Source organism: Salinispora vitiensis, from assembly GCF_000378825.1.
GTDB classification, from domain to species: Bacteria; Actinomycetota; Actinomycetes; order Mycobacteriales; family Micromonosporaceae; genus Micromonospora; species Micromonospora vitiensis.
The window spans coordinates 3,875,875-3,890,927 of sequence record NZ_KB900388.1 but is presented as its reverse complement, the minus strand read 5'-3'; the positions used below and the strand labels follow the sequence as shown (position 1 = coordinate 3,890,927).

General features: G+C 66.5%; 18 protein-coding genes. 7 read left to right on the top strand and 11 right to left on the bottom strand.

Features of this window, described 5'->3' with window-relative positions; all coding sequences use genetic code 11:
• Positions 1-15: 15 nt before the first annotated feature.
• Complete coding sequence (locus SALPAC2_RS0118395; RefSeq protein WP_018218106.1) at positions 16-2,088, bottom strand: HelD family protein; 2,073 nt, start codon at positions 2,086-2,088, stop codon at positions 16-18.
• Between the two features lie 127 nt (positions 2,089-2,215).
• Here SALPAC2_RS0118395 and SALPAC2_RS0118390 point away from each other — a divergent pair, with 127 nt between their 5' ends.
• Positions 2,216-2,830 carry a TetR family transcriptional regulator gene (locus tag SALPAC2_RS0118390; RefSeq protein WP_018218105.1) on the top strand — a complete coding sequence of 205 codons (615 nt, stop codon included), beginning with the start codon at positions 2,216-2,218 and terminating at the stop codon, positions 2,828-2,830.
• Between the two features lie 368 nt (positions 2,831-3,198).
• Here SALPAC2_RS0118390 and SALPAC2_RS26360 read toward each other — a convergent pair whose 3' ends face one another.
• Positions 3,199-4,200, bottom strand: a complete 1,002-nt coding sequence (locus tag SALPAC2_RS26360; RefSeq protein WP_033661805.1) for a pentapeptide repeat-containing protein — start codon at positions 4,198-4,200, stop codon at positions 3,199-3,201.
• A complete protein-coding gene (locus SALPAC2_RS0118380) occupies positions 4,175-4,600 on the bottom strand; it encodes a hypothetical protein (protein ID WP_026184869.1) in 426 nt (141 codons plus the stop codon). The genes SALPAC2_RS26360 and SALPAC2_RS0118380 overlap by 26 nt, the downstream gene beginning before the upstream one ends.
• Positions 4,601-6,005: 1,405 nt before the next feature.
• Here SALPAC2_RS0118380 and SALPAC2_RS0118375 point away from each other — a divergent pair.
• Positions 6,006-6,359 carry a hypothetical protein gene (locus SALPAC2_RS0118375; RefSeq protein ID WP_018218102.1) on the top strand — a complete coding sequence of 118 codons (354 nt, stop codon included), beginning with the start codon at positions 6,006-6,008 and terminating at the stop codon, positions 6,357-6,359.
• Positions 6,352-7,134, top strand: coding sequence for a hypothetical protein (locus SALPAC2_RS0118370; protein WP_033661806.1), 783 nt, complete (start codon positions 6,352-6,354; stop codon positions 7,132-7,134). The genes SALPAC2_RS0118375 and SALPAC2_RS0118370 overlap by 8 nt, the downstream gene beginning before the upstream one ends.
• Before the next feature lie 39 nt (positions 7,135-7,173).
• Here the strand turns inward: SALPAC2_RS0118370 and SALPAC2_RS26725 are convergent, their stop codons facing one another.
• Positions 7,174-7,818 (bottom strand): hypothetical protein, encoded by a 645-nt coding sequence (locus tag SALPAC2_RS26725; RefSeq protein ID WP_223874079.1) that lies wholly within the window; start codon positions 7,816-7,818, stop codon positions 7,174-7,176.
• 296 nt (positions 7,819-8,114) lie between these two features.
• Between SALPAC2_RS26725 and SALPAC2_RS25035 the strand changes: the two genes are divergently transcribed.
• Positions 8,115-8,498: a hypothetical protein gene (locus SALPAC2_RS25035; protein WP_018218099.1), complete on the top strand. Its 384-nt coding sequence runs from the start codon at positions 8,115-8,117 to the stop codon at positions 8,496-8,498.
• 93 nt (positions 8,499-8,591) lie between these two features.
• Here the strand turns inward: SALPAC2_RS25035 and SALPAC2_RS0118355 are convergent, their stop codons facing one another.
• Both SALPAC2_RS0118355 and SALPAC2_RS0118350 read right to left on the bottom strand, forming a co-directional pair.
• Positions 8,592-8,831, bottom strand: a complete 240-nt coding sequence (locus tag SALPAC2_RS0118355; protein ID WP_018218098.1) for a winged helix-turn-helix domain-containing protein — start codon at positions 8,829-8,831, stop codon at positions 8,592-8,594.
• Positions 8,832-8,964: 133 nt separating this feature from the next.
• Positions 8,965-9,204 carry a winged helix-turn-helix domain-containing protein gene (locus SALPAC2_RS0118350; RefSeq protein ID WP_026184867.1) on the bottom strand — a complete coding sequence of 80 codons (240 nt, stop codon included), beginning with the start codon at positions 9,202-9,204 and terminating at the stop codon, positions 8,965-8,967.
• A gap of 20 nt (positions 9,205-9,224) precedes the next feature.
• On the opposite strand from SALPAC2_RS0118350, the gene SALPAC2_RS0118345 reads away from it, so the two are divergent.
• Positions 9,225-9,551, top strand: a complete 327-nt coding sequence (locus SALPAC2_RS0118345; RefSeq protein WP_018218096.1) for a hypothetical protein — start codon at positions 9,225-9,227, stop codon at positions 9,549-9,551.
• 27 nt (positions 9,552-9,578) lie between these two features.
• Here the strand turns inward: SALPAC2_RS0118345 and SALPAC2_RS0118340 are convergent, their stop codons facing one another.
• The 5 genes from SALPAC2_RS0118340 to SALPAC2_RS0118320 all read right to left on the bottom strand — a co-directional run bounded on the left by SALPAC2_RS0118340 (position 9,579) and on the right by SALPAC2_RS0118320 (position 13,075).
• Complete coding sequence (locus tag SALPAC2_RS0118340; protein WP_018218095.1) at positions 9,579-9,914, bottom strand: DUF1416 domain-containing protein; 336 nt, start codon at positions 9,912-9,914, stop codon at positions 9,579-9,581.
• Positions 9,911-10,759 carry a sulfurtransferase gene (locus SALPAC2_RS0118335; protein WP_018218094.1) on the bottom strand — a complete coding sequence of 283 codons (849 nt, stop codon included), beginning with the start codon at positions 10,757-10,759 and terminating at the stop codon, positions 9,911-9,913. Before SALPAC2_RS0118335 ends, SALPAC2_RS0118340 begins: the two co-directional genes overlap by 4 nt.
• 183 nt (positions 10,760-10,942) lie before the next feature.
• Entirely contained in the window at positions 10,943-11,041 is a 99-nt protein-coding gene (locus tag SALPAC2_RS28380) for an Ms5788A family Cys-rich leader peptide (RefSeq protein ID WP_317889013.1), read from the bottom strand.
• A gap of 109 nt (positions 11,042-11,150) precedes the next feature.
• Positions 11,151-11,942, bottom strand: a complete 792-nt coding sequence (locus SALPAC2_RS0118325) for an LmeA family phospholipid-binding protein (protein WP_018218092.1) — start codon at positions 11,940-11,942, stop codon at positions 11,151-11,153.
• 101 nt (positions 11,943-12,043) lie between these two features.
• On the bottom strand, positions 12,044-13,075 hold the full coding sequence (locus SALPAC2_RS0118320) for a hypothetical protein (RefSeq protein WP_026184865.1): 1,032 nt from the start codon (positions 13,073-13,075) through the stop codon (positions 12,044-12,046).
• Positions 13,076-13,317: 242 nt separating this feature from the next.
• Here SALPAC2_RS0118320 and SALPAC2_RS0118315 point away from each other — a divergent pair, with 242 nt between their 5' ends.
• Both SALPAC2_RS0118315 and SALPAC2_RS0118310 read left to right on the top strand, forming a co-directional pair.
• Positions 13,318-14,037 carry a winged helix-turn-helix transcriptional regulator gene (locus SALPAC2_RS0118315; RefSeq protein WP_018218090.1) on the top strand — a complete coding sequence of 240 codons (720 nt, stop codon included), beginning with the start codon at positions 13,318-13,320 and terminating at the stop codon, positions 14,035-14,037.
• A 122-nt stretch (positions 14,038-14,159) separates the two neighbouring features.
• Positions 14,160-15,029: a polysaccharide deacetylase family protein gene (locus SALPAC2_RS0118310; RefSeq protein ID WP_018218089.1), complete on the top strand. Its 870-nt coding sequence runs from the start codon at positions 14,160-14,162 to the stop codon at positions 15,027-15,029.
• The last annotated feature ends 24 nt before the right edge of the window (positions 15,030-15,053 follow it).

The following is a 15,053-nucleotide window of genomic DNA, read 5'->3' as shown; positions in this document are numbered from 1 at the left end:
TAATTGTCGCTAGCGTTACGGGGTGTCATCGCCTGCGGTGAGTGGTTCGGGTAGGGGTGCGCTGTGCACGACGTCCAACCGGGAGACGGCTCGAGTGAGGACGACGTACAGGCGGTGCAGTCCACGGGCCTCGGCCGCGACGATCTCCGCGGGCTCGACCACCACGACGTGATCGAATTCGAGGCCCTTGGCGAGGATCGCGGGCACCATGGTGACCCGTGGGTCGGGACTGTCGGAGCCGGCATCCGTCACCTCGATGCCGGCCTTGCGCAGCGCCTCGGCGAGACTGTTCAGTCGATCGCTCGTCGAAATCACCGCGACGGAGCCTTCCCGGGACAGTGCCGCCTGCACGCGGGACACGGTCGCGGCAACGGGCTCGGGCGAGTGGTGCACGTGGAGCTCGCCGTCGCGCCGTACTGACGTGGCTGCCGGCACGGCGATGTCCAGGTGTGGCAGCAGTTGGTTGGCGAAGCCGAGGACAACCGCGGGTACGCGGAAGCCCATAGTCAACGCGGTGACCGGGGCGTCCGGCTTGCCCAGGTGGCCCATCTGCTCTTCCCAGGCGGACGCCGCCCACGCGCTGGTCCCTTGGGCGAGGTCACCCAGCACGGTCAGCGAGCCGTGTCGGCTTCGCCGGGCCAGCACCCGGCACTGCAGCGGAGACAGGTCCTGAGCCTCGTCCACGACGATGTGCCCGAAGCCGTCGGGGTGGTCGATGGCCCCGGCGATCTCGTCGAGCAGCACCAGATCCGCAGCGGACCAGGAGGCGCTCTTGAAGCTACGCGGGGGCCGAGCCCAGAGCAGTGCCGCCTGCTCGTCCGGGGTCAGGATGCCGTCAGCGGCGGCGGACAGTGCCGTAGCGTCGCTGAACAGGGTCGCCAGCAGTTGTTCGGGGCGCATCTTGGGCCAGCATGAGTCGAGCACTGCCGTGAGAGGACGCGCCCGGCCGGTCTTGTCCAGCCACTTCCGGTTCGGTGATTCAGCGTGGTATTCAAGCTGCCGTTGCAGCAGGGCCACGAAACGCGTCCGGAGGCGCTCGCGTCCGACGCCGTAGGGAAGGTCTTCGCCGCGCACCACCTGCAGTTCGCGTACCAGGGCATGGACCGGCACTCGCAGGCGGAGCGAGCCGTCGGGCAGGACGATGCCGTCGGTGGGTTCGCTGATCAGACCGGTGAGTGCTCGTTTGATCACATCGGCCATGCGGATGTCGTGTTTCACCGCAGCGGCTTCGTCGCTGTCCGTGGCCCGCGCCGGCTCGTCGTTCAATACGCCTTCCAGGGTGCGCTGTTGGACCTCGACCTCGCCGAGAGCCGGCAGGACGGCTGAGATGTACTGCAGGAACGCCGGGTTGGGGCCGACGACCAGTACACCTGTGCGCTTGAGTTGCTTACGATGCGCGTACAGCAGGTATGCGGCACGGTGCAGGCCGACGGCCGTCTTGCCGGTACCCGGTCCACCTTGGATGCACAGCGACTGGTCCAGATCCGTACGTACCAGGTCGTCCTGCTCGGGCTGGATCGTCGCGACGATGTCCCGCATCGGGCCGACACGCGGGCGCTCGATCTCCCGTGCGAGCAGCTGACTCGTGGTGCCCAGCTCCTCACCGTTGTCGAGCCACTCGTCCTCGAAGCCGGTCAGCTCGATCGGCGGCCGTTTGCTCCAGCCGAACCGGCGGCGCACCGACACGCCGTGCCGATTGCGGACACTAGCCTGGTAGAACAGCGAGGAGACGGGGGCTCTCCAGTCGATGACCAGCGGTTCTCCCTGTTCGTCGACCACTCTCCGTCGCCCGATGTAGTAACGCTGGCTCCGGTGGTCGCCGGCGTCCGGCTCGTCGGTGAACGCCAGACGTCCGAAATAGGGTGCTCCCTCGGGCTCTTCGGACAACTCCTTGGCGTATGTCTTGAGCATCGTGCCGAGTGCCTCCGCGGTGTAGCGGTCGCCGGCCACGTCCTCTCCGGTGAAGACGCGCATGTGCGCATGGTCGACCATCCAGCTCAGGGCATGGCGGGTGCGGGCGAGGAAAGTCTGCTCCTCGGCGATGTCGTCCGAGCGCTCGGCGGACCCGGTGGAAGCTGGCGAAGACATGGGCATCCCTTCGAGACGAGCGTGAGCCCTCATGGCGGTACCGCAATACTGTAACCAGGTCACATACTTGACATTGTCGCAAGTATGTCGTGGTATCTTTTGGTGCGATCGCGCGATGGGAGATCAGATGGGCCTGCGAGAGCGCAAGAAACAACGCACGTTCGACGCGGTGTCCACCCTGGCGATCGACATGTTCCTCGCTCGTGGCTTCGACAACGTCTCGGTCAGCGACATCGCCGCGGCCGCCGAGATATCCAGGCCCACTCTCTTTCGTTACTTCCGGTCCAAGGAGGATCTGGCGCTGAACCGGCTCGCCGACCATGCCGGTGAGCCGGCCCGGGTCGTCGCCGCCCGAAGTGCCGGGCAGTCTCCCCTGGACGCGCTGCACCAGCATTTTCTCGACGGACTGACCCGCCGGGATCCGGTGACAGGGCTCAACGACAACCCGGACGTCCTGGCGTATCACAACATGGTGTTCTCGACACCAGCCCTCTCGGCGAGGGTCGAGGAGTTCCAGATCCGCGACGAGCAGAGCCTCGCGGAAGCGCTCGCACCCGCAGCCCCGGACACCATGATGGCCCGGCTCGCGTCTGCGCAGATCCTCGCGGTGCAACGCGTCCTCGCTCGCGTCAACTGGCAGAGGCTTCGCGAGGGTGAGTCGGCGGCGGCCCTGTACCCTTCGGCGACCGAATCAGCAGACCGGGCGTTCGAGCAACTGCGTACAGGCATCAGGGCTTCCTGAGGCGTCGTTCGCGAGCAGCTGGGCAAGCGCGATCTCGGCCAACGTGCCGTACGGTACGCGTTGCGTCGGTCGTACCTCGTGGGAAACCGGTCGACGGCCGCCATCGCACCTCCTGGCCGCAGCCCGGCCGACCAGGCGCAAGGGCTTCGGTGCTTCGGGCGGTTTTTCCCGTCGCGTCGTGGCGATCGTGGCCGGGCCGGCCGCGGGGCTTCGGTGCGACTTCCGGAACCCCCCTCTGAAGCGATGTTTCGCAGTTCGTGCCCCCATTCCCCCAGGGTGGTGCTGACAGATGAATCATGGGGTTAAGTGGTTAGGACACCCAGCCGCTTCGTTACGGCGGTAGCGCCCATCCGACGCCTACGTGTCCGTCACACGGCAACGGGTGGGCGATCCCGACCATCGGCTTCCGGTAGCACGACGTAAACGCCTGGTTGATCCGGTCGTTCCGCCGACCGGAACCAGATTTCCGCCGCCCGCTCGGGCGGCCAGATGGTGGCCCAATCCCACCGTGCCCCCGCGAGTTTGGTGCTGGTGAGAACGGCACCGTAGAGGTTGGCCTCGCAGAGGTTGACGCCGGTGAGGTTGGCGCGGTCGAGGTTGGCCTCACGGAGATCGGCGCTGGTGAGATTGACGCCGGTGAGATTGACTCCGCGAAGGTCGATGCCGGCAAGGTCCACGCCGGCGAGATCCACACCGGTCAGGTTGGCACCGATGAGAAACGCGCCGGAGAGATCGGCCCGCTTCAGGTCAGCCGCCGTGAGGTTGGCTGCGGCCAACTCGACGCCAGCGAGGTCAACACCGGCAAGGTCAACGCCGCGGAGGTTGGCGGCGGTCAGGTCGACGCCGGCGAGGTTGGCCCCGGCAAGGTTGGCACCGATGAGGAGCGCGCCGGTGAGATTGACGTCGGTGAGGTCCGCCCCACGGAGGTCACCACCAGCGAGGTTCGCGCCGGCGAGGTCGACTTCGGTGAGGTCCGCCCCACGGAGGTCGACATCGGTGAGGTCCGCGCCACGGAGGTCAACACCGGCGAGGTTCGCACCGGTGAGGTCGACGCCGGCGAAGTTGGCGCGGGCGAGGTTGACTCCGACGAGGTCGGCCTCGCGAAGATCCCTGTTGTCGAGCTCCGCGCCCGCCAGGTCGTTCTTCCGAAAATCAGCGATGCGCGGGGTGTCCTGGCGGAGATCGGCGCTGGGCAGGCTACCGGGTTGGTGGCTGGTAAAGGCTGGGGTACGCCGGGTCAGGGCAGCTATGAGGTTTCTTAAACGGCCAGGTCGGGCTCCTCGTGGTGAGTGAAAAGCGGGGGTGGAACGACCGAGCGCGAGCACGAGTTGGCGGCGGAAGGAGTCAGTCGACATCGGGGGAATCCGCATCTTCCGGGGCCAGCTTCTGGTCCTTTACTAGCGGCGGTGGTAGGGAACGACGGAGGGGTAGGGTCGAGTGGCGGTGCGGTGCGGTGGCTTCGGTCGGCGTCAGATCAACCTGGCGCAGAATTTTTTCGATCAATAGCGGCGCCGTGATGCCGAGGAGCCCGGCGGCGAAGGGGCTGGCTAGTTGCCCGTCGGCTCCGATGAGCGCGGCGAGTCCCGCACCAGCGGCAAGCCGGAGCACGACCGAGGCCAGGTATGCGGGGAGTCCCGGCTCGTCGGGTCGTTTCCAGGGCAGGGTTTTCGCGCGGCGCAACGCAGCGCCGAGTTCGAGCGCTTCCACAATGAAGCTACCTAGCAGCCCCCAGAGGGCCGACTCCATAGTAGAAAGGGGCTCGAACGGCATAGGCGAACAATAGTCGCCCCCTTCCTTGTGCCACCGGTTGGCTGGCGACGAACAACCAGCCGACCAGAAGCTACGGGAGAACACCGAAGTCGGCGAAATCTTAGAACCTGGACCGACGCTAAATCAACACCGCGTGATGAATACGGTGAACAATCACACTGGGCCGGCTGGTCCACAATGTTCAAATTCACGTTCGATTTGTCATCGTCTCGGGACATGAGCCCCAGGGGCGCCGCCAAGGACGCGGGACCGGACTTTTACCTGTAACCATCGTAAAAACATTCTATCGGGCATTTCGGGCGTACCAAACGATTGGGTGGGCAACCCTTGGCAGTGCACTCCACAGCCGCCCGACCATCGCCAGCCGCCGTCAGCGGTAGAACCGGCCGCGAACACGTGCACGGGTGTCAAGATCATGGTGTGAGTTCGAGGATGGTGAAGGACCGTCCTACCGGAGCTTCGTCCCAACCGTCACACCACAAGGGACATGAAGATAGCCACTGTGGCCGCAACATGACCGGACGCTCAAACCACACTCACGCCCTTGAAACGCCCGGGTACTGCCTCCCTGCTGGAGAGCGGCTGTGTCTCGTTGGCCGGCCGCACGGCTTCCGGAGGGCTTCCAGGGGGAGCCGTGTCGGGTGCCGGGGCCCACGAGTCGGGTGGTCTGCCGTACGGTGACTGTCTAGTCGCGGGAGTTCAACCGGTGACCCGATGCAATGGATCTGGGGCAGATGCAAGCAGATAGACCGAGGGTGCGCCCGTTGCTGGCCAGGATCGATTTCTTTGGTGATGACGCCGAGTTGCGGAGGCGGGCGGAGGATGCCCTTGCCGAGGCAGACGCCATGCCGCAACCCAGTACGTTTACCGGCCAGGACCGTGCAGGGTCGGTCACCGTTGTCGTTGACCACAGCGGTGACGTCCAGGACGTAAACATTGCGCGAGAGTGGCGCAGCCATGTGGGTGTTGGTGGGGTCGGGGATGCGTTGTTCGAGGCGTACACGGCAGCTTCATCTGCGGTAGTTGAATCGGTAGCCCTGCAGCAGCTGCGTCGAGGCCCTTCCGCCGCACCCGCTCGGACCGCGCCGTCGAGGGGCGTGAACGCCGATGACGCCGATGACGCCGATGATCGGGAATGGTTGCGTCGGACTTGGCTTTCTTTGAACGATATTGACTCTCACCTGGAGCGAATGCGTCGTCCGCCAGACCCCGTATCCGATGAGGAGATCCTGAGCCCTTCGGGTAGTCTGACACTTCGGCTGCGTGGAGGTAGGGTCGCGGCAATTGTCGCCGATGTTCGGCGAGTTGCCCTGCTCGACGCCGGCAAGCTGCGGTTTGAGGCACGCACCCTCTTTCAGGCTTTCGCTGAGTCCCGCTCCCGACGCTGAATGTAAGGGTATCTCGTATGCAGGAACTAAATGTCATCACCGAGGCCATCTACAATGAAGGCGGCAAGTGGTTCAAGCTGGCGGATCAAGCTGCTAATATCAAGAGAGCGGTGGAAGGCCTTGAACTCGACGACTCGGCTTTCTTTATCGGTGACGCGAACGCCCTCCTCCACTCCGATGCATACCGGAAATTCCAGTCTTTTTTGGCGGGAGTCCTCGGTGGCGCGGCGCCGGAGTTCGAGCAAATCGGGGAAGCCCTGCGGCGCATGGCCGACGAGTACGATCGGGCAGACGAGGTGATTTCCCTGAAGCTAAACCAGATTTACACAGCGGCTGAACCTGAGGCCGAAGAAGCTTTCAGAATTGAGTGAGGGGCGCGAGCGGGTGCAGCAAGTACTTGTCGAATCGGAGTTCATTGAGCCTTTCAACAAGGCATTTGACCAAATTCGCGAGGGCATTGACAAGGCGGTCGAGTCTTTCGACAAAATTGTCGACTTTGCACTGGACTGGAAGGGAGCGCTCGGTGGCCCGACGGTTTGGGCTGCACAATGGTGGATGAAGAACAATCTTGACGAAGTCCGCGATGCTTTGAATGCCGTCATCGAGCGGGTGAATCATGCCCTCGAGAGGCAGCTTCCGGTAGTGTCACTAATCGTTGCTAGTTTTCGATGGCTACACGAGGTCTACACACCCGCTTCCGCACTTCCCTCCGGTATTAGCAAATCGGCTAGCGAAGACTTCACCTACTGGACCGGCGCAGCGGCAGAAGCCTACTCGGTCAAGGTGGCCACCCAGGCGGCCGCAGCCAAAGATGTCGTGGAGAAGTCGGACTTCATCAGCCAGTGGCTATACAATATCGCCCAGAGAAACGTCGATTACGCCATCGGACTCGCTAAGGTCGTGACTGACATTGCCGGCGAGTTGACGAAGGCCGCGATCGAGGCACTCACAGTGATTGACATACCTTGGGCTATCTCCACCCTCGCCGAAATAGTGGGTGGTCTTGTGACTGCCGGTCTTGATAATTTGCTTGACATTGGGGCACGTTTCGTGGAGGCCTTGGGCAATGTGCGGGATATCCATGCTGAGGTTGGAGACCACATGAATTTCCCCGACGGGATGTGGCCACAAGCTGTCCACGGATGAGAGGCCTGCCACAGAGGGGGCGTAGTGTTCTCGGTTGATTCACACCTCAGGTACTGCCGCCTGGGTGTCTGTGAGGATGGCCAGGGCTTTCGGGGCCAGGGTTGACATCGGGAGGTATGAATCATCGCCGACGGAAATCCACACTTCCACCACTAGGTTTCCGGTGCGGGAATGTACCAGGTATTCAGTATATTTATACTCGGTGCCCGGTGCGGACTTCTTGTAAAACGCCTCGGCCTCGTCGCCTAAGCCAGCAATAGCTCCCACCGGCGTCATGACGGTGACTTGCTGTGTAGCTTGGTAGCGTAGGCGGGCCTGGTCAGCGCTGACGGGCGTGTACACCTCGACTTTCAGGCTTACTGGGCGCTCCGTCTCGGTGCGCATCTCGAACAGACACGCAGCGTCAGGGTTCCCCATGAATGGTCCCGGGTTGGTGCCTGTCACCGTCACCGCCAGGTCGGCGATGTGGTCCAGGTCCGTACGTGCACAAAGGTCCAGCTTCGCCGCATCGTAGGAAGGGCCGGTAGGCGAAGGGTCGCTGTCCATGGCATCGGTTGAGGTCTGCGGCGGGCTGGGAGGCGTGGCCACGGGTGTGAGCTCGGGTCTGCTCCCGGCGCAGCCGCTGAGGGCGAGAACAATGACGAAGGCGGCGGCCAGGCGGGAACCGACGGACGAGTCAGGCATGAGCTCAAATATAATCATTGTCCCTGGCCGGCGATGACCGTGCACTCTCGATGGCTGGTGCTCCAGCCGGGTGTTGGCCTGTGCTGAGTATCGGCCGATGCGGTGTGGGCACATGCCGGTCAACGTCGTCTGCGGCACGCCGGCCGTCCAACCCGCCATCGCCGCGTACCCGGTCATCCCCCGCCACCGTCGCCGCCAGCGGTAGAACCGGCCGCGAACACGTGAGACGGTAGTGGTCCCGTTGATCGGTGTGGTCAAGATGGCGGTGTCGAATGCGTCCGGGGGATGGAGCCGAAGTGAGCTACTACGCCAACCTCGCCTTCCAGCTCCGACTCCGTCGCCTCCCGGAGCCGCAGATCGCCGAGATTCTGCGGGAGGTACGCCGCCGCTCCGACGACTCCGGGCAGGAGCCGGCCCACCAGTTCGGCTCGCCGGGTGCGTATGCCGCTCAGTTCCCCAAGGGAAAGATCCGGTCGCTGCCCACCCGGACGGCTATCGCCACTATCGGCCTGGCCGCTGCGGTGACGGCGGTCGACATGGGGATGAACCTGTTCGCCAACTCCCGCCTCCAACTCGGCGGCGTACGCGTGATCTTTGTGCTACTCGCGGTGGAGGCCATGGTCGTGATCGCCGCGATCGCCGCGGACCATCGGCTACCCCGCTCGTTCCGTGACGCCTAGGCTCGTCGTTGATCTACATCGGATCCCGATCGACCGTTGGATAGCCGGAGGAATTCGGTTCCGCCTCGTCCAATGGCCGGGCGAGCCACTGACTCAGGGTTTACGGAGCCACGTCTTCGGATCAGTCACGAAGACACCCTTGCCCTGGTGGCGGTTGATCACCTCCAGCGCCTCCAGCCGTACGTTGACGAGCTGGATCGTGGACGGACTTACGCCGTACCGCTCGCAGAGCTGAGCGATCGAGGGCAGCTTGTCCCCCGCTCTGTATCGGCCTGACCTGATGTCATCAATGATCTCATCGGAGATCCGGATGTAGTCCGGTGTCGCTGGCATCTCACTCCTCGCGTGGCAATGAGTAAGGGCTCGATCCCCCGGTCGGGGTGGCTGGGCACGGCTCACCCCGACCCGTTCAGCCAGGAAGAATGGTTGACGTGCCGGCATCGGATAGCCAGGCAAAGCCGGTGGCTCAGGGCTTCCGGAGCCACGTCTTCGGATCGGTCACGAAGACACCCTTGCCCTGGTGGCGGTTGATCACCTCCAGCGCCTCCAGCCGGATAGACACTTGGCGGATCGTGGACGCGCCGACCTGATACAGCTCGCAGAGCTGGGCGATCGACGGAAGCTTGTCACCCGGCTTGAGCTTGCCGCTCTCGACGTCCGACATGATTCGGTTAGAGATTCTCAGGTAATCCGGTACAGCAGGCATGGCGCTCCTCGCGTGGCTCGTTGATTCGATCACGCATCCCGGCACCTCTACAAGCCGATGCTCACCCGACCCTGCACGCCGACGACCTCGCCGGCGCGCGCCTGCTCGCCCGCTCGTTGGCCCGCTCCCTGGGCTTCCTGCCCGAGCTGGTGCTCGGCGAGACAACCGTCTCCGTCACCGGCGCACCCGACGTACACCATCAGGTCTGCTGTGACCGGCTACTGGAACACGGCTGGCGCTGCCGGCTGCGGCCCGAGCACGACGGCGGCTGTTCCCGACGGTTCCTCCAGCCCATCGCCGGCCGCGCCCGACGCGACCGGACGGCTGCGGCCCGCCACCAGAGGTAACGGGCCGCAGGCAGACAGCGCGGGGTGTCAGTCGAGGGCTACCGGGACGGTCGTCTCGTTGATGCCCCGGCTGGCGGTGATGACGAGGTCGCCGTTGCCGTGCCGGGACAGTGCCCGCAGTCGCCACGTGCCCGGCGCCGCGAAGAAGCGGAACTGCCCGGCCGGCGAGGTGACCACCTCGGCGGTGAACTCGTCGGTGGAGTCGAGCAGGCGGACGTACGCCCCGGCCACCGGCTCACCCGCGGCGTCGCGGACAAGGCCGGTGATCACGGTCTCCTTCTCCAGGTCGAGGCTGGCCGGCAGCGGGGCGGCCTGATCGGGGGCGGCGCACCCGGCCGTGGTCGAAGCAGTCACGACGTTCACTCCTTCCCCGGCTCGTCGCCGAGCGCCACCGGCACGCCGACCAGCGAGCCGTACTCGGTCCAGGAGCCGTCGTAGTTCTTCACGTTCCGGTGGCCGAGCAGCTCCTGGAGCACGAACCAGGTGTGCGAGGAGCGCTCACCGATCCGGCAGTAGGCGATGCTCTCCCGGCTGTCGTCCAGCCCGGCAGCGGCGTAGATATCCCGCAGCTCCTGGTCGGACTTGAAGGTGCCGTCCTCGTTGGCCGCCCTGGACCACGGCACGCTGATCGCGGTGGGCACGTGGCCCGCGCGCTGCGCCTGCTCTTGCGGCAGGTGGGCGGGGGCGAGCAGGCGGCCCGCGTACTCGTCGGGGCTACGCACGTCGACCAGGTTCTTCGTACCGATGGCGGCGACCACCTCGTCGCGGAACGCCCGGATGGTGTGGTCCGGCTGCTGCGCCACGTACCGGGCCGCCGGACGGGACACCACCTCGGTGGTCAGCGGGCGGGCGTCCAGCTCCCACCTCTTGCGACCGCCGTCGAGCAGCCGGACCTCACGGTGGCCGTAGAGCGCGAAATACCAGTACGCGTACGCGGCGAACCAGTTGTTGTTGCCGCCGTAGAGGACGACGGTGTCGTCGTTGGCGATGCCGCGCTCGGAGAGCAGCGCCGCGAACTGGTCCTTGTTCACGAAGTCCCGGCGGACCTGGTCCTGTAGGTCGGTCTTCCAGTCCAGTTTGATCGCACCGGGCAGGTGGCCGGTGTCGTAGGCCGAGGTGTCCTCGTCGACCTCGACGAAGACGACACCCGGGGTTTCGAGGTTCTTCTCGGCCCAGTCGGCCGAGACGAGTGCGGTGTCACGACTCATCAGATCACTCCTGGTGAGGATGGATGGTGAGCCAGCGCGCGGGAAGTCATGGTGCGTCAGTGGTTCACCACGCGCGGGACCCATGGCTCGGATCGGGATCACGGGTTCGTGCGACGGCGCCGCTGCTTGGCGCAGGAGGGGGCACCGGTCAGGTGCGCAGGCCCTGGACGCTGGGAGGCCGCGTCAGGCGACCGAGAACAGCCCCGCCGTCAACCGGACAGGGCAACACAGGCAGGTGGCCACACGGCACAGGTCGACCGCGCGCCGTTTGGTGAGGAACATCCCCATGGGCAGCGAGACTACCAGCGATGTCGCCGTGCGCCACCGCTCAACCACCATCCGGGACGAGTACGCGACTCAACTCGCCACGTGACTCAGCTCGCCACGTGACTCAACTCGCCGCGTGGATCGGCACCTCGGCCGCCTCCGCGGTGACCTGGAGCCCTTCGGGTAGCGGCCGGACCTCACTGACGGTGAGGTCGAACGGGAGCACCGGCAGCGGCAGGTCAACGGAGATGCCCTCGGCGAAGGTGCTCAGCAACGCCCGGACCAGCGAGCCGTTCGGTATGCCCTCGGCGGTCAGGTCGGTGAACCGCAGCGACACCTGGCCCTGGTCAACCGTGATGTCGGCGATGCCGCTGACCGGCACCCGCTGCCCGAGGAGCTCCACCGGGGCGGTCACCGCGAGTCGGCCGTCCCGCTCCCCCAGCGTCAGCCCCTCCTGGTCGAGCCGGGCGGCGAGGCTCTCGTAGCTGATGGTGCCGGTGCCGGTGACGCTCCCGGCGGTCACCCCGCCCCGTCCGGAACGAAGGGTGTCCAGCGAGGCGGTCACGTCGTAGGCGTCGATGTCGAGGGTCGGCAGGGCCAGCACGTCGCCCTGGACTGATCCCCGGACCTCAGCGAGCCGGATGGAGATGCGCTCGTAGTGGCCGTCGAGGACCTGGGTGACGAAGGGAAAGCCGCCGATCTCGACCTCGGGCGGCCCGGCCTGAACACCCTCCTTGACGAGCTCCTCGCGAACCTGCTCGGTCAGTGCGCGTTCGGCGACCCCCGCTGCCACCCGGTCAGCCACCACCACCAGCCCGACCAGGCCCAGAAGCAGGACCAGGAGCACGACGAGTACGCGTCGCCCACGCCGGGATCGGGGGCGTTCGTCCTGGTACGGGCGCTCCTCGGTCGTCACAGCTCCTCCTGGCACCGCCATCGCTTCTGTCACCGCCGTCGTCCTCCCCGGCACCGCCGTCGCTGCGGCGAGGCTACCCGGACCGGTGGCGCTCCGACCGCTCAGAGGACCAGATGACACAGGATGTACGCGGCCGGCGCGGCGAGGGCGAAGCCGGTGAGTGGACCCTGGATGTGCTGAATGGCCCACCCGGGGGTCGGCTCACCGGCCATTTCCCGACCCACCTCGGCAAACCCGACGGCGAGGTCGGCCAGGACGGCGACGACCGCCGCGACGAGCCCCATGATCGCAGCCCGGGTCGGGGTGAACGGGGTGACGAGGTAGCTGCCCAGGACCGCGCTGATCATGGTGCCGACCATGGCGCCGCCAACCACGCCGACGGCGCCCCGTGGCACCTGGGGGGCCAGCCGGGGCCAGGCGGCGAACGCGTCGGCGATCCGGGCTACGGCGAGCGCGGCCCCGGCCGCGACCAGGCAGACCGTGAGGACCTGGGTGCCCATCGGGATCCGGGTGAGCACGATCATGGTGGGCAGGGCGACGGACCCGGCGACGATGAGCACGGTGCCACGCAGCGATTCGAGAACCTGCGCCCGGTCCACCCGCCGGATGAACTGCCCCGCGACCGCAGCGACCAGGCCGACCAGCAGGACCTGCACCAGCGGCATCAGCCGGGCCGGATCACTGCGGACGGCGACGGTGTCGGCGACGATCGCGGCGGCGGCACCCACCCCGGCCACCGTCATCAGCGCTGGTGGGCGAAACGCCATCGTCCAGGCCAGCACCGAGAGCGCCTGGACGCCGAAGATGACGACCGTGAACGGTATCCGGTGCCCCGGGCCGCTGGTCTGCGCCGCCAGCGCCAGGCCCATCCCGAGCAGCACCGCGAAGCCGGCGACGGCCAACGCGACGGATCGACGCACCGCGACCGGCGGGGTCTCCTCCGCGTCCTGGTCCTGGCCGTCACCGGGATCGCCCGGAGCCCGACGGCCCGGGTCCCCGTCCCGTCGGGCTCGGCGTGGGCCGCCGCGCTCCGGCCGCCCGTCGTCACCGCCGGCCCGCGGCGCGGGCGGACCGCTGGAAGGCTGTTCGGGCCAGGGCTCACGGCCGGTCTCGGGCCTGCTGGAGGGAAGCACCCACCGATCGTGCCAGACCGCACCGGCGCCGCGGGCGCATGGTTTCGGCGACGTTAAAACCTACCCCCCAGTTGTGGATATAACGGACAAAACAGATTCGCACCGAAGGTTGACGCAGGGCGATCGGTTAGGCTCAACCTGTTTACCCGCCCGTCAGTGACGCCGGGTCCACGCAGTACCCCAGTGCCCTCAGTGCGGAGCGTGCGCTGGTCACGCGCGGCCGCCGCGCCGCCGGGACGGAGATGATCGTGGAGATCCTGCTTCTGGTAACGGCACGCGCAGGTGAACCATCCGCTGTGCTGCCAGCGCTCGACCTACTACCCCACTCGGTCCGCACCGCCCCCCGCGACGTACGCACCCTGGTCGCCGGCCCCAGCCCAGACGTCGTGGTGATCGACGCCCGCTCCGAGCTGAGCGAGGCCCGGGACACCTGCCGCATGCTGCACGCCACCGGGCTCAACGCACCCCTGCTCGCGGTCGTCACCGAAGCCGGACTGATCGCACTCAACGCCGACTGGGGCGTCGACGATGTAATCCTCGCCTCAGCCGGCCCCGCTGAGGTCGAAGCCCGGTTACGCTTAGTGATCGGCCGGTTGGCAGACACCGCCACGGGGGCCGACAGCTCGATCCGCGCCGGCGAGTTGACCATCGATCCGGACACCTACGCCGCGAAGCTGAAGGGCCGCCCCCTCGACCTGACGTACAAGGAGTTCGAACTGCTCAAGTTCCTGGCGCAGCATCCGGGGCGGGTCTTCACCCGGGACCAACTGCTGCGCGAGGTGTGGGGCTACGACTACTTCGGCGGGACCCGCACCGTGGACGTGCACGTCCGAAGGCTGCGCGCCAAGCTCGGCTCCGAGTACGAGTCGATGATCGGCACTGTCCGCCAGGTCGGCTACAAGTTCGTTGTTCCGCCCGCCCGGGCGCTACCGGAGTCGGAGCCCGCCCCGATTCCCGTCTGATCCGCTGTTAACTATTTGCCCGATTATTACCGATAATCGGGACTATCCTCATGTTCGAGAACCGCTTACCGGTAAGTACGGGGGTACATACGGTGCAGATGAAAGGCGGCGAACCCGCCCGGATGGGCGGGTTGAGACAGCTCACCCCCGCCACCCGCTCCCTCGCCATCGCGGCAGTCGTCGTGATCGCGCTGCTCGGCTCCGCGTTCGCGATCGGGCGCGGCATAGCGCCGACAGGGGACGACATCACCAGCAACGCCACCACACCGCACTCGCCCGACCAACTCGCCCCCTCCGGGGCACCAACACCCGACGGCAGCACCACCACACCGCGGGAGCGCGACGGCGACACCGCAGCCGCCCCAGAGCCGACCCCGAGTAGCGACTACTACGACGAAGGCACCCAGCGCACCACCGAAACCTCGGCCGTGGCCCTGACCTTCGACGACGGACCAGACCCCCAGTACACCCCACAGATCCTCAGGTCCCTGCGGTCGTACGGGGTCACCGCCACCTTCTGCCTGACCGGCGAGAACGCCAGCGCCCACCCGGAGCTGGTCCAAGCGATCGTGGCCGACGGGCACACCCTGTGCAACCACACCTGGAACCACGACATCGCCCTCGGCTCCCGGTCACCGGCCGAGATCCGGGCAGACCTGATCCAGACCAGCAACGCGATCCACGCCGCCGTCCCCGACGCCCCCATCGCGTACTACCGCCAGCCCGGCGGCGCCTGGACCTACTCGATCGTGTCCGCGGCCGAGGAGCTGGGAATGACCCCGCTGCACTGGACGATCGACCCACGGGATTGGGAGAGCCCCGGCGCCGATCACATCACGACGACCGTGCTCGACGGGGTGGAACCCGGCTCGATCGTGCTGCTGCACGATGCGGGTGGGCCCCGGCAGGACACCGTGGACGCCCTCAACCGAATCCTGCCCGAGCTCACCGCCCGGTTCCTGGTAACGGGGCTTGCACCCGGCATCACCTGACCGGTGTCCGGGCTACCGTGACCG

Excerpts from the sequence above, each read along its gene's own strand:
- SALPAC2_RS26360 (WP_033661805.1), bottom strand. The coding sequence starts at position 4,200 with ATGCGGATTCCCCCGATGTCGACTGACTCCTTCCGCCGCCAACTCGTG.
- SALPAC2_RS0118355 (WP_018218098.1), bottom strand. The coding sequence starts at position 8,831 with ATGCCAGCGACACCGGACTACATCCGGATCTCCGATGAGATCATTGAT.
- SALPAC2_RS0118315 (WP_018218090.1), top strand. The coding sequence starts at position 13,318 with ATGATCGTGGAGATCCTGCTTCTGGTAACGGCACGCGCAGGTGAACCA.
- SALPAC2_RS0118310 (WP_018218089.1), top strand. The coding sequence starts at position 14,160 with ATGGGCGGGTTGAGACAGCTCACCCCCGCCACCCGCTCCCTCGCCATC.
- SALPAC2_RS28380 (WP_317889013.1), bottom strand. The coding sequence starts at position 11,041 with ATGTTCCTCACCAAACGGCGCGCGGTCGACCTGTGCCGTGTGGCCACC.
- SALPAC2_RS0118390 (WP_018218105.1), top strand. The coding sequence starts at position 2,216 with ATGGGCCTGCGAGAGCGCAAGAAACAACGCACGTTCGACGCGGTGTCC.
- SALPAC2_RS26725 (WP_223874079.1), bottom strand. The coding sequence starts at position 7,818 with ATGCCTGACTCGTCCGTCGGTTCCCGCCTGGCCGCCGCCTTCGTCATT.
- SALPAC2_RS0118395 (WP_018218106.1), bottom strand. The coding sequence starts at position 2,088 with ATGTCTTCGCCAGCTTCCACCGGGTCCGCCGAGCGCTCGGACGACATC.
- SALPAC2_RS0118350 (WP_026184867.1), bottom strand. The coding sequence starts at position 9,204 with ATGCCTGCTGTACCGGATTACCTGAGAATCTCTAACCGAATCATGTCG.
- SALPAC2_RS0118335 (WP_018218094.1), bottom strand. The coding sequence starts at position 10,759 with ATGAGTCGTGACACCGCACTCGTCTCGGCCGACTGGGCCGAGAAGAAC.
- SALPAC2_RS0118375 (WP_018218102.1), top strand. The coding sequence starts at position 6,006 with ATGCAGGAACTAAATGTCATCACCGAGGCCATCTACAATGAAGGCGGC.
- SALPAC2_RS0118380 (WP_026184869.1), bottom strand. The coding sequence starts at position 4,600 with ATGCCGTTCGAGCCCCTTTCTACTATGGAGTCGGCCCTCTGGGGGCTG.